Consider the following 12,588-nt stretch of genomic DNA (forward strand, 5'->3'; position numbering starts at 1 on the left):
TCGAAACAACGTTTAGACGATATAATTACGAAAAATGTATGAAATACACAAATGCTCTTGCAAGATATTTACATAAAAGAATGAGTCACAATTACATTCAAGCATCCATGCTGAAACCCTATGAGATAACAGCATCTACAATTATATCCGGCAGCGGAATGAAAAAATATGCAAGGAGTAGTAATAATCATAGATACATTGCAGAAGGGTTAGACCAATTGAAGGATGAAAAGGTTTTGGAAACGTGGTCTTTTAAAAACCAAAATGGTGACTACAAATATACTTTAATTCCAACTGGTTACTTCGTGTCAGAAATCAAACGTACAAATTTTCTTGTTCAAGAGAAAAAATCAGCAATAGAAAAATCTAAAGAATAAAGGAGGTTAAGTTTTCGGTTTTGGTCAAATAGTGAGGTTTGATTCCCCGGAGACGAAAATCACCTTTTTTTGGGTCTAAAAATAGTGAGGTTTGATTCCCCGAAAACCCCAAAATAGTGAGGTTTGATTCCCGGTAGTGAGGTTTGATTCCCCGAAATAGTGAGGTTTGATTCCCCGGCAGACTGGTAAATAATTATAAAAATCAATAATTTAATGCTAATTTTTTCCAAATCCCTCCTTTCTTAACCCTTTTAAGAAAAAATCAAGAGCGCGGTTCTATATAATATTGCTCGTTGCTCAAAAACCAAAATCCCCATGAAGGAAACCGCTTACGCTCCCTTTCCATTGAGGGTGGAAGGTGTTCGGTGGTCCAGCGTTCACCCCAATTTTAACCAGGTTTAGATTCCGCACAGAAAACCATGGGCCATTTGGTCCGGTGGAATGCATTGAGCTGGATCACGTGACCGAAACCCAAAGACCCAATCCACCACCCTGGAAAAACCAGGTTATCCTTCCAAGAAATTCTCCTCTAAAATCCTGCATCCGTGCCATGGGGAAACCATCGGGTGAATTCTTGCCGGATTCTTGCCCCTTCTAGCGTTCCCAATTTGCCGTTTCTCCCCAAACCCGCATTAGGGTTCATCCTCATGCCGAAAACCTCCATAATCGCATTTTAAAGGGGTTTCTGGTGATGGTGGTGTTTTTCATGGTCTTTGAGGGATTTCATGTGTGTATTCTATACCTTTCCGGTCTGGTTTTAGCTCCACACCATACCCCAAAAAACTACCAGGTCTGTTTTTTCGTCCTCCAATCACCCCACCTGCACACCGACCTTCCCCAATCCCAAAACCAGCGGTTTTTTGCCGGTGCACCATGCCAGGATTTCGTCCTGTACCGCTTTCCGGGTCGTAGTCCGCGATGGCAAGGAAAATCCAAAATTTGGGCATTTTCGCGGGTTATCCGCTCTGCCTGGAAAGCAGTGAAATTTAATTGTTTTATTTCAGCTGGTTGCGCTATTACTTGTCAAAGGGAAAGGCAACTTCCTCATTGCCACAGTTCCAAAGAAATTGTATTTTAGGGTAAAAGTGGGGGAGAAATCTTATGTGGTGGAAAAAAGACATTGAAGATCGGTCAGCATTAAAAATTATTCGGGTTGCTGTTGCGTTCATGTACCTGTACATTGCGCTATCATTATCTATAACTTCAAGTGATGGCAATGTTAGTTTAGAACCTGTGAAAGTAATATCTAACTTTTGCTTGTTATTAGCATTTATTGCGCTAATTCCCTCGCTTGAGTCTGTATTTAAAAAAGACAACCTGCGGTTTATGAATGATATTTCTATCGTAACATCGTTTTTTGTCATTATAATATTACATGTTTACATGTTTAGTTCTTTGGGAATACAAGAAAATATTAAATATATTTTTATAAGTTTGTTGTGCAACAGTGCAGCGCAACTGCCACTTATGATTTTGACAAAAAGATCTTTTAAAAATGAAGCTCAATAAAGGATTTACACTTCTTGAAATTATCGTTTCCTTGATCATTCTTGGAGTGATAGCAGTTGCAATTGTTCCAAAGAATACTGACCAAGGAGTAGAAGATGTGGTTGATGCAAGCGTCCTTAAAGATGCATTACGTCAAACAATAATGAGGGCAATGTCAGATATATCAACAGCAAACTGGAATATTGTTGTTTCAAGTAAAACTATTTTAGTGAAAAAAGATACAACAACAATCAGTACATATACACTTCAAAAGTACAGTGGATCTTTTTCAATTTCGTTTAACCAATTAGGGCAACCATATGAATTTAACCAGGCAGGACAACCACAAACAGGCCCAGTTTTGCCTTATTCAATTGCTATTGATCCTGAAACAGGGTTTATCCCGTGAATGATCCAAAACAACAGTTGGAACACGGTTTCACTTTAATTGAAATAATTATAACTTTTGTTGTTGGTTCGATTTTAGCAGCAATGGCAATGCCATATTTTTTATCAGGAGCAATGTCTTCTCATACACCGATTGAAAGACTTCAAGTTTCTTCAAGTCTTAATCAAGCAATGGAAACAATTTTAGCAGATTATAACATGAATTATTCTTCCCCGACCAAAAATACTTTGGATGCATTTGCTGCAAAAGTGAAAGAGTTTTCAACAAACTATTATTCAGACGCTTCACTTAAAAAAGTTGAAGCAGAAACAACAACCGTTGGAAGTCTTTCGACCGCACTTTTGGTTACAATTACCAGCATCAACGGTGAAAAAATTTACCATGTGTTTACTATCCAATCGAACTAGCGCAACGAATAGTCCTGAAGTCGGATTTTCATTAATAGAAATTATTTGTGTCCTAGTACTTCTTGGAATGATTGGAATGGTGTTTTTAAGAGGTTACGTCAATTCTGTTAAAACTCATGTTAATGCGGACGAAAACTATCAGCAGATTCAGAAAAACCAAGCTGGACTTTTAAGAATTATTTTAGAGATGCAAAATTCAACAGGTATTTCTGTTGCAAGTAACGTATTGACATACACGTATAACGGTGCAACAAGAACAATATCAAAATCTGGTACTAATTTAGTTCTCCATAAAAATTCTGATGACTCGGACCATGTCTTAATTGACAACGTTACTTATTTTTTAACATCCTTATCACAAAAAAAATTATCAATCACATTCAAAACTGAATTTTCAGATAGTACAGAAAAATCATTTTCAACTTCTATTTACATAAGTGGGTAGGAAAAAATGCAAAAAAGTTTGAATAAAAATAGTGGATTTTCGCTTATTTTGATTATTGTTGCAGTTCTTGCGATTGCAGGCCTGTCAGTTGGCATGTCCCAAATGTCTACAATATCTACGTTGAATCAGTTAGAGTTTAATCAAGCGAATATAGCAAGGAATTTAGCATACTCCGGTGTGGAATATGCAAAGGGGGTCGCATTTGATAGTCAAAGTACAATAAAAGTTGAAGATTTGGTGTCAAAATTGAATTCTGGTGGAACAAAAGGGTCCAATACATATAATTTAGACAATAATTCAGGTTCATTTTCATTAACGGCAGCAAAAGTAAGTGACACTTCATTTTCTTTGATGGTTCAAGGTGACACATTCGGAAGTTCACTTCAAGCAAAATATAAATTACTATCATCTGCTATTATACAATTCACTCCTGCAGTTGTCAATGATTCCGACCAAATTGCCATGTATGGGTCTGGCAGCATTGCACTCAATAGTTCAAGTACAGTGAAAGGTTCAATTTATTCTGCATCAGGTGTTACAATTAACAAAGATGCAAAAGTGACAGGAAACGTAAATTCAAATGGTGCTGTAATACTGAATAGCGGTGCAGAAGTACTGAATGATATCTGCATGAAAGGTGATGGGACGTTTAATAGTGATTCTTACGTTGGTGGAGACGTAAGAGTCGTTGGAAACTTGACTTTAAACGGAGGGACTGTAGAAGGAACATTATACGTAAGCGGGAAAGTAACTATCCAAGGAAATGCAACTGTTCATGATGTTTACGCGCATGAAGTATCTATCAATTCTATCAATTTGTTGGGAGAAGTATATTCACAGACAACAATAGCAAATAGAAGTGGAGCAAAATATCATACCAATCAGACTAATATTTCCGATAAATTGCCAACTGGATGTAGCACACCAACTCTTGTGCCTGAAGATGCAAATTTTACTTCCAACAAGGCCGTCTTGGTGCAAGATCAGTCGGAATATACATTTAGTGCAAAGGACAACAATGACTCTTACTATCATTCCATTGACTTAAGTAGTTTTACGTTAAATAATAAAAATAAAACACTCAAGTTTGACTTGTCAAGTGGTGATATTAATATTTTAGTTACTGGAGATGTTACATTTAACAAAAATTTCTCAATAATTGTGTCGGAAGATGGAAAAACATGGAGCGATCCTTTTGACCCTGCAAACATAACAGATAAAATGAAACGTTATGCAAAACGTATATATTTGGAGAGTCATGGTACGGTATCATTCAATGAAGGTTCAAGTTGGGTCGGGACAGTCTATGCACATTCAATTAATTTGAATGAGGGCACTAATATTTTAGGTGCTGTGTATTCAAAATCAACCCAGCAGAATGCAAATAAGAACACTGTTATTACCTTGGTCTCTTCAAATTTTGCTAATACATGGTGGATCCCACCGGAAAAGTAAAGTTCAATATGTACTTGTTGTTTTTTTATTAAAGTGACCCTGCACATTTGGTTAGGACTTTTTTATTTCTGATTCTTACTGCTCTAGGTCGGATTAGATTGCTTCCTGGCACAAATTTCGATCTTGGTTCCCGTCTTCTTTTCCCAAAATACTACCACGGGCAGAATCCGCTCTTCTGGTTGGTGTCCCCATAAAATTCCCCAAGATTTTCTCATTTTCTTTTTTTACATGGATTTCCCCCCGAGTATAATTGCCCTTGCCCGCAAGGGAAAAAGCAAAAAGGGGATTATATAATGTTAAACAATGTAGAAGAAAAGAAAATTTCAAAGAATGTAACTTCTTACAAGCGTAACGGTGTTAAAGTTGTAAAAGAAGGTGAATGGTATGATGGTGTGGAAGAAATGAAGCAAAATGGTGTTTTTCAAGGAATTTTAAGAAATATTGCTTTTGATATTGAAAAATTACCAAGGAAAAGTGAATATTTAGGATTTTATTATTACTTTCAGTGCTTAAACAGGTTCTCACCTTTTGCAGAATAGATTTTAGACGAAACACTACACATTCTTATGTCAAAAGGGTTTGAAGTGTTCGTAAAGACAGATGGGAAATATTCAGTGGTGTTTGTCCCAAAAGGTGGAGTGAATAATGAAGCAATGGAACAGTTATTCATTCAAGGAAATATTTGTGACAGTTGGATGTTTGCATAGACTTTATTGACACAATTCTAAAAATGGGAGCTGAGTTTTCAGCTCCCATTTTTTTGTTTCTTCAAAAAAATTAAGTTTACTTCTGATTTTTCTTTTGTACCATAGTATTATTTTCTTTAATTTTAGGTGATTTGCGGTATTGCAACCACCTAAAAAATGAAGGGTGTACTATGGAAACATGCTCAAACTGCATTCATTTTATTTGTAACCTTACTGGAATATTTGAAAATGGAGTGTGGTTAAAACATTGCACGGTTACAAGCAGAATAGTTAAAAGTAGTGATACCGCAGATCGCGTGTGCTTTTCTCCATGGAAAACTGGCAAATTAAAGAATTTATAAATCATGAAAACAACTATTTCGAAGGTTTTTGATGAGATTCACGATTCTACTAAATCAGAATTCAAAGTTAAACATAAACCAACTGGAATCATGAATTTTGACTTTTATACTGGTGGTTTAGAAGTTGGAAAATTGTATATTTTAGCAGGTACTCCAAGAAGTTTTAAGACGGCCTTGTTATTGTCTATTTCATTTAATATGGGTGTTTTGTACGATATTCCATTGTTGTATTGCAGTTTAGATGCTTGCGAAGAAACGCTTGTTAAAAGGATTTTGTTCCAATACACGAACTGCAACATACAAAATTTTCCATATGAATGTCCCGATATCTTTCAAATGAAAAAACTTTTTGCCGCAGGAAATAAATTACGGCAAAGTAAGTTAAAATTTTTATGCAGCACTCTTTTAAAAATTGACGATATTGAAAAAGAATGTGCTGTCATAAAAAACAATGGAATTTTGTTTATTGATTATTTTCAAGTGCTTGCCTATGGAAAAAAATATTCTGAAGTTTTGCAAAAAATAAAAATGCTTGCTTCTAAAAATGGTGTTCCTGTTGTAGTTGCATATCAAACTGGCATTGCATCACGTTTAAATACGGCATTTTTTATGAGGAATGGTGTTGATGCTGTATTCCGTGTTAAAAAAGAAAGGTCTTATAACATTTCTATTGAAGATGAAAATATAGATAGTAAGTGGCATGTGCTTTTTGAAATCGTGAAAAATCGAAATGGAAAATGTGCCACATTCGAACTGTTATATGACGAAAATTCATTAAAACTCTACAACGAAGAACTTGACCTTTTTGAATGTGAAGATACTTCATATGAATTTGAATCTATTGCATTATGCTAAGTGTGATCAAAATTCAAACGTTTACTAACATTCTTGCTATAAAACGTTTACAATGTATCGAAATGTTTCAAACCTACGTGAATAAGTAATCTTACTGCTGCTGACCTACTTAAATTCAAAGAATCAGATATGCTTTGTATTTTATCTAAAAGATTAGCATCCATTCTTGCTACAACTGGTTTTCCTGCTTCTGTTTTCATTTTTTTACTCCTTTGACAATTATACTACCAATATCATTTTTGTAAACAAAGACATTTATATCATGTCTTTGTTTCAACGATTTAATCATGCTCAACACAAGATTTGGATTTTTGTCATTGAATTGTTTCGTTGCGACCATTCCAAAATTACAATTTTCAAATTCCCACATTAATTTATTCCTCTAGTATTATCTTTGTTTACGTATAATCTATCATTGCTATAATATTTATATCAAAAATGAATACGTAAGGATTGTTTCTATGGGTGATTTTAAAACAAATGTTTGTGAAAAATTACAAGATCATATTCTTGAAATAAGAAATATAATGTTAAGTCCAAAACTTCTTGAAAATGATTTAGATAGTTTAATAAAAAATGAGTTGGATGAGAAAAATTTTGTTTTTGCACTGAAAATGTTTTTAATGTTCTATTCAATACCACAAGGATACTTTGCAAGAATTAATGTTGGTTACGAAATAAATTTTGATAAACATACTATTTCTAGGATTTTTAATGACCCTGCAAATTCAAGAGTTAAATATTATAAACGAATAAAGTTTTATAAACAAATCATTAGACGATTAAAGTCTGATTTTAAGCATATCAAAAATGCTGATGGGAAAATGGCAAATACACCAATTGAGTTTAGACATGAACAAGAAATTGAACGTGCAGTTAAAAGAAAAGAAGATTTTAATACCCAAACCGAAGAAGTTTACAAAAGTTTAAACTATAAAGAGATTTGGGAAGATGGAAACTAAATCTCTTCTATTTTAATGTAACATACCGTAATAATTGATTATATTTAAAAATATTTTTTACTTCACAAGGAGTTAAAGATATTTTTTTGCTTCATATTTGTTTTTATTGAAGCAGTTGATGTTTCACATTCAATCATGAAGCATGATTGAATGTCTTTTCTCGCAACTGCAAACAGTTGTTCGAAAAGACTTTACAATGTATTTTATGTTTAAAGGTGGTTGGATGATGTTGTGTTGCTAGTGTTGCTTTCCCTCAAACACAAACAAGCAAATCAGGGGTATGTCTTATTTAGGATACAACTTGTTGTAAGTTGGACTCTTTAGTGAAAATAATTTGGAAATTTTAAATAAATCAAAATTATGGGTAATTAATGCTTAACTGTGCTAGATTAAGACGATGGAAAATTCATAATTGGACATGCGTCCACGGAATGCCGTCAAAACGTCCCGTACAGCGCATTCCCCAGATTTGCGGGCAAAGGTCCAGCTGGAGAAGGAACCGTCGAAATTTTGCCCTTGTGGGTACGGGATTTTGGTCAGGATGGACCAGGAGTCAGTGGTTCATGGCAACAGGATGAGGAAACAGGTTGGGGAACTCCAAACCTGATCCTCATCCGATTTTTTGATTTCAAACAAGGTATACTTTAGCGACACGGATTGCTTGACCGTGGTTTCTGGATCGAGCGCGTCTAAAAAGTTCCATTTTTAATTGTTGACACAAATTCTAATTTCTTCTAGAACTTTTTAGACAAGACAGGCACAAGGAGATACTTACATGAGCGGACAAACAATTGCCTACCGAAGATGCAGCACCACCGATCAATCAAATCTTAGGCAATTACCGAATGGTGAGTTTGACCGGGAATTTGAGGATCATTGTTCTGGTGGCACTACAAATCGTCCCGGTTTAAAATCCTGCCTGGACTTCATACGGGAAGGGGATTGCTTGGTGGTTCACAGCATGGATCGTCTTGCCAGGAATCTACCAGATATTTTGAACCTGGTAGCGGACCTTACGGCCAAAGGTGTCACGGTTAAATTCCACAAGGAAAACCTGATCTTCACGGGGGAAAAGAATCCGATGCAGGATCTTCAGCTTGCGGTAATGGGTGCAGTGGCACAATTTGAATTGGCAATGATTAGGGAAAGACAAAGAGAAGGAGTTGCAGCAGCAAAAAAAGCAGGTAAACATTGTGGTAGGAAATCAATTTTAACGGATGAACAGGTAAAGGAAATCGTTGCGCGTGTTGATGCTGGAGAAGATAAAGCATTTATCTCACGTACGTTTTCTGTAAGCAGAGCAACAATTTATAATGTTATAAAAAAAAATACATCTATGGTCAATTGCCAAGAAAATACGAGCAATTGACCATAGATGTTAGATTTTACTCCTTTTTAAGGAGTAACAGCAGCATTTTCAAATGTAACGGTTTTTGTAAGTACAGCAGAGGAAGACTTCAAGTCCCAAATATCTTTACCACTAGTGCTGGCAACTCCACCCGCAAGAGTTACAGTTATGCCTGTTGATCCATCAACAGCATATGTATAAGTAAAATCTCCAAGAGTCCCATAATTTGTTGTTAAATCTGTTTTAGCAGTAGCAAGTGCAGTTGCTGGGGCAGTCATTGTAGCTTTAGCATAAGACATTGCTGCTTGTGATGCACCAGCAGCAAGTGCTCCTTTAATAGCTTGATCAGCAGATTGTTGCTTCAGGTCTTGGTATTTAGGAATAGCAACAGCTGCTAAAATTCCCAAAATAACCAACACTGCAATGATTTCTATGAGTGTGAAACCTTTCTGGTTACGTTTTTTTTGGTCTTGCATAAAATTCCTCCAGGTAATGGGGAGTTAGAGTTTTGTTAGGGAATTCAGATAGTTAACTATCTTTATTAATTTAGCATTTTGGGGTAGTGTTGTCAAATTTCAATATGGAAAACCCCCCGCTTGCATTAATTGCATGAAAAATTTTATGTAATAATAAATGGATGTTAGGCATTTTGTGTAACACGCGCTATGAATTCGTCTTCTTTTGAAGGATGCTTACCCACATGAGATCAACTGAAAGCGTAAATCAGAACGGAATAGATGAATTTTCTGCACGATTTTTTTTCCCGAATATTTTAGGAAGCAGTCCTGATTTCTTGAATTTTTTGAATAAAATTTATTCAAGTTCTCAAAACAATGATCCGCTTTTACTCATAGGTGAGACAGGAACAGGTAAAAGTCTTTATTCAAAAAAAATTTGGGAACTAGGTTCCAATAAAAATGGACCATTTATTTCTTTAGATTGTTCTGATGTACATAATGATATGACTCTTTCTATTTTGCAAGGACACATTAGAGGTTCTTTTACAGGTGCTTATAATGATGTTGTTGGTAAAATAGAAGAATCTGATGGTGGTGTGCTAGTTGTAGAAAATGTTGAGAATTTAAACGCACAAGGTCAATCTGTGCTTTGCAATTATATTGATACAGGAACAGTACAAAGATTGGGTGATACTTACAGAAGAAACGTAAGGACTAAACTAGTGATTACTTCTAGTGGTTCTTTAAAAGACCAAGTTTTAAAAAAACTTGTAGAAAAAAAATTGTATTATAGATTGTTAAAAAACAGTATTGTTGTTCCGAGCTTGAAAACTCTCAAATATGATTTGGTTTTAATTGCAAAAAGATATTGCAATGAAGTTCTTAACGTAAAAATTTCTCAAAGAGCATTGAAAAACATCCAAAATTATGATTTCCCAGGCAATTTTAGAGAATTATTTTCATGCTTGGAAAGTGTTTCAAAATATGTTGATGAGGAAATTGGTGAGTGGGATGTTTTGTCTTATATTAATAGTATTAAAATTTCAAATTCATGTAAAAAAATTGATGAAAATACTGAATTTTCTTTTGATAACTTCAATTTAGACGCTTATATGAATGATGTAGAACGGTTTATCGTCGAAAAAGCACTTGAACATACACAAGGTGTTCAGTCGAATGCCGCAAAACTCCTTGGAATTAAAGAAAGGAGTCTTTGGCATAGGGTTAAAACCCTCGGTATAACCATAAAAAAGTACTGATAATTTACTAATTTTATAATAAATCGATCACCACATTTTAGGTTGCTTTCTGCTTGTGTGAAAGACCCGCAAAATTTCGATAGATTCTCTACTAACTCTATATGGAATTATGTAAGGGTAATGGTCCAGCACAAGTTCACGTGTCCCAAACACTCTTCCTGGTCTTCCGATGTTAGGGGTATTTTGCAAAGAGTTTACCCGTTCCAGGATGTGTTGATATATTTTAAATGCTAATTCTTCATCTTCCCTTGAAATGTAAGAAATCTCCTCATCTAAATTATGTAGTGCTGTACGCAACCATTTAACGATCACGTTTTCCCCACTTTTCGTCAAGTGCCTTCATTTCTTCATCTGTAGCGAAATCACCAACATCTGCTTCAGCAAGACTTTTTCTGATTTCAGATACTTGCCATGCTTCCCGTTCCACAAAGTCCTGTAATGCTTGGACTGCCACAAAACTTTTGGTGCGGCCCGTAGCAATTGCTATCTCATTTATTTTGTTAGATAATTCTTCAGAAAGTCTCAAACTCATGGATGTGTTCATGGTTTCATCCCCCTTTTGTATTACATGATATTACAACGTAATTTTACGTGTGGCAAGACCTGTGGTTTTGGTTCGTCCAGAAGGAGAAGTCTTGACTGGGTGAAGTATACTAAAAGAGTATACTTCACCCGATTTCCAGGGATACCTCTTGCGCTTGAGCATGGGTGAGTGGTCTGGTATGACGGCATGACGAATGTGAGTGAGTGGTTGACGAATGACGAATGTGACGATTTAAAATATTATATTATTTAAGTAGGATAGATGGTGAAGTGAAGTGATGACTACCGTGGTTGACGAATGGATTCCCGTGTCCCGCTTGGCAAAAATGGCAGGGGTTCCCGAACCTACTGCCCGCAGGTACGTTGAAAATTTCCCCCAATTTTTTCCTTTAAAAAAACAAAGTAGAAAAAACCTTGTTCCGGCATCCACTGAAAAAATTTTGAAAAAGATTTGGAATCTATACAATTCTGGTATGAATAAAGGGGATATTGAATCTGCATTGGAAAGTGAGTTTAAAAAGACGTATGACGCTGGAACATTTTCTGGTGAAATTAAAGTAGAGAACGAAACTGTGCTTGCATCGTTAAGTAGTGAACCATTGTTGCTAAGACTTGTTGAAGGGATTGAAAAATTAGCACAAAATCAACAAGATTCATTAAATCTTCTTCGTGAACAAAACAATTTACTTCTTGATTATTGTAAAAAATTGTCGGGTAAAAATTCTATTATTGGAAATAAACTTGATAGAAAATCTGCTTTAGAAAAAGTATCTGAATTATGCAAACAAGGATTTCGAAAAGATAAAATAGCAAAAATTTTAAATAACAATAATACTGATACATTGTCTGGACATGGAAGATGGAGTAGTTCAACTGTTGATAGATTGATTAAGCAGTTAAAAATAAATGGAGATATGTAATATGGTTGGTAAAATTGTTAGCACTAATCAGAAGCAATTATCACTTTTTTCTCTAACTGATTTAGACGATGCTAGTGATGTAAATTATGCAAATACAATTGAACTCTATGATGCAATACCAAAATACATCCTTGGGAAAAATAAATTCGGGAAAGGACTTAATCCAATTGAAAGGGAATTTGTTCACAAGGGGGAAGTTTATAGAGTTATTATTAAACCGACAAAAATTAAAAATAAAAGTGGTGAATATGTTGATGCGTTACCAGGGCAACGCGAAGAATTTGTTGAAGACGCTCTTCGAAAAATTGCAATTGATAATCCATATTTTAAGCAAAACACCATCGGGGTGTGCTTTACATATTATCAATTGAAAAAAGAGCTTGAAAAAACAGGTCATAGTTACAGTTATACAGAATTGAAAGAAGCTGTAAACATTCTTGCCTCAACAAGTATGGAATTAAAAAGAATTTTGACAACAGGGAAAGAAGAAGAACTTTATACAGAAAACCTCTTTAGTAAACTTGCTGGAAAAACTAATGATAATTGGATGGATGGAGAACATAAGAAATCTTTTTTCATCGTTACTTTCCACTCTTTAGTTAGAAAAAGTATAA

General features: G+C 35.0%; 18 protein-coding genes. 13 read left to right on the forward strand and 5 right to left on the reverse strand.

The genetic code is table 11. The features are described from left to right. From NY78_RS25025 to NY78_RS24275, 8 genes are all read left to right on the forward strand, one after another. Nucleotides 1–377 (forward strand): hypothetical protein (locus tag NY78_RS25025; RefSeq protein ID WP_231584074.1); only part of this gene is annotated, 377 nt, incomplete at its 5' end. A 1,101-nt stretch (nt 378–1,478) separates the two neighbouring features. Further along, entirely contained in the window at nt 1,479–1,886 is a 408-nt protein-coding gene (locus tag NY78_RS25030) for a hypothetical protein (protein WP_156181094.1), read from the forward strand. Continuing rightward, complete coding sequence (locus NY78_RS24265) at nt 1,873–2,274, forward strand: type II secretion system protein (RefSeq protein ID WP_082140184.1); 402 nt, start codon at nt 1,873–1,875, stop codon at nt 2,272–2,274. The genes NY78_RS25030 and NY78_RS24265 overlap by 14 nt, the downstream gene beginning before the upstream one ends. Continuing rightward, complete coding sequence (locus NY78_RS24270; RefSeq protein WP_082140185.1) at nt 2,271–2,681, forward strand: type II secretion system protein; 411 nt, start codon at nt 2,271–2,273, stop codon at nt 2,679–2,681. Before NY78_RS24265 ends, NY78_RS24270 begins: the two co-directional genes overlap by 4 nt. Continuing rightward, complete coding sequence (locus NY78_RS25035) at nt 2,641–3,126, forward strand: type II secretion system protein (protein ID WP_156181096.1); 486 nt, start codon at nt 2,641–2,643, stop codon at nt 3,124–3,126. Before NY78_RS24270 ends, NY78_RS25035 begins: the two co-directional genes overlap by 41 nt. Nucleotides 3,127–3,132: 6 nt before the next feature. Next, complete coding sequence (locus NY78_RS25040; protein ID WP_156181098.1) at nt 3,133–4,581, forward strand: polymer-forming cytoskeletal protein; 1,449 nt, start codon at nt 3,133–3,135, stop codon at nt 4,579–4,581. Nucleotides 4,582–4,874: 293 nt separating this feature from the next. After that, nucleotides 4,875–5,120 carry a hypothetical protein gene (locus tag NY78_RS25045; RefSeq protein WP_156181100.1) on the forward strand — a complete coding sequence of 82 codons (246 nt, stop codon included), beginning with the start codon at nt 4,875–4,877 and terminating at the stop codon, nt 5,118–5,120. Between the two features lie 512 nt (nt 5,121–5,632). After that, a complete protein-coding gene (locus NY78_RS24275) occupies nt 5,633–6,484 on the forward strand; it encodes a DnaB-like helicase C-terminal domain-containing protein (RefSeq protein ID WP_082140186.1) in 852 nt (283 codons plus the stop codon). 47 nt (nt 6,485–6,531) lie between these two features. Here the strand turns inward: NY78_RS24275 and NY78_RS25050 are convergent, their stop codons facing one another. Continuing rightward, nucleotides 6,532–6,684: a hypothetical protein gene (locus tag NY78_RS25050; RefSeq protein ID WP_156181102.1), complete on the reverse strand. Its 153-nt coding sequence runs from the start codon at nt 6,682–6,684 to the stop codon at nt 6,532–6,534. Further along, nucleotides 6,681–6,854, reverse strand: coding sequence for a hypothetical protein (locus NY78_RS25055; protein WP_156181104.1), 174 nt, complete (start codon nt 6,852–6,854; stop codon nt 6,681–6,683). The genes NY78_RS25050 and NY78_RS25055 overlap by 4 nt, the downstream gene beginning before the upstream one ends. Before the next feature lie 91 nt (nt 6,855–6,945). Between NY78_RS25055 and NY78_RS25060 the strand changes: the two genes are divergently transcribed. Continuing rightward, nucleotides 6,946–7,446 (forward strand): hypothetical protein, encoded by a 501-nt coding sequence (locus NY78_RS25060; protein ID WP_156181105.1) that lies wholly within the window; start codon nt 6,946–6,948, stop codon nt 7,444–7,446. 775 nt (nt 7,447–8,221) lie between these two features. Further along, nucleotides 8,222–8,815, forward strand: a complete 594-nt coding sequence (locus tag NY78_RS22930; protein ID WP_047960339.1) for a recombinase family protein — start codon at nt 8,222–8,224, stop codon at nt 8,813–8,815. 26 nt (nt 8,816–8,841) lie between these two features. On the opposite strand, the gene NY78_RS25815 is transcribed toward NY78_RS22930, so the two are convergent. Further along, a complete protein-coding gene (locus NY78_RS25815) occupies nt 8,842–9,270 on the reverse strand; it encodes a prepilin-type N-terminal cleavage/methylation domain-containing protein (protein WP_043640832.1) in 429 nt (142 codons plus the stop codon). A gap of 224 nt (nt 9,271–9,494) precedes the next feature. On the opposite strand from NY78_RS25815, the gene NY78_RS24285 reads away from it, so the two are divergent. After that, nucleotides 9,495–10,511 carry a sigma-54-dependent transcriptional regulator gene (locus NY78_RS24285; RefSeq protein WP_197084302.1) on the forward strand — a complete coding sequence of 339 codons (1,017 nt, stop codon included), beginning with the start codon at nt 9,495–9,497 and terminating at the stop codon, nt 10,509–10,511. 27 nt (nt 10,512–10,538) lie between these two features. On the opposite strand, the gene NY78_RS24290 is transcribed toward NY78_RS24285, so the two are convergent. Continuing rightward, nucleotides 10,539–10,823: a type II toxin-antitoxin system RelE/ParE family toxin gene (locus NY78_RS24290; RefSeq protein ID WP_082140188.1), complete on the reverse strand. Its 285-nt coding sequence runs from the start codon at nt 10,821–10,823 to the stop codon at nt 10,539–10,541. Then, nucleotides 10,813–11,055, reverse strand: a complete 243-nt coding sequence (locus tag NY78_RS22940; protein WP_047960340.1) for a CopG family ribbon-helix-helix protein — start codon at nt 11,053–11,055, stop codon at nt 10,813–10,815. The genes NY78_RS24290 and NY78_RS22940 overlap by 11 nt, the downstream gene beginning before the upstream one ends. 274 nt (nt 11,056–11,329) lie before the next feature. On the opposite strand from NY78_RS22940, the gene NY78_RS25070 reads away from it, so the two are divergent. Further along, on the forward strand, nt 11,330–11,974 hold the full coding sequence (locus NY78_RS25070) for a hypothetical protein (protein WP_156181107.1): 645 nt from the start codon (nt 11,330–11,332) through the stop codon (nt 11,972–11,974). Between the two features lies 1 nt (nt 11,975). After that, the coding region (locus tag NY78_RS25075) for a hypothetical protein (RefSeq protein ID WP_197084303.1) at nt 11,976–12,588 on the forward strand (613 nt) is incomplete at its 3' end.

The organism is Desulfovibrio sp. TomC, assembly GCF_000801335.2.
GTDB lineage: Bacteria > Desulfobacterota > Desulfovibrionia > Desulfovibrionales > Desulfovibrionaceae > Solidesulfovibrio.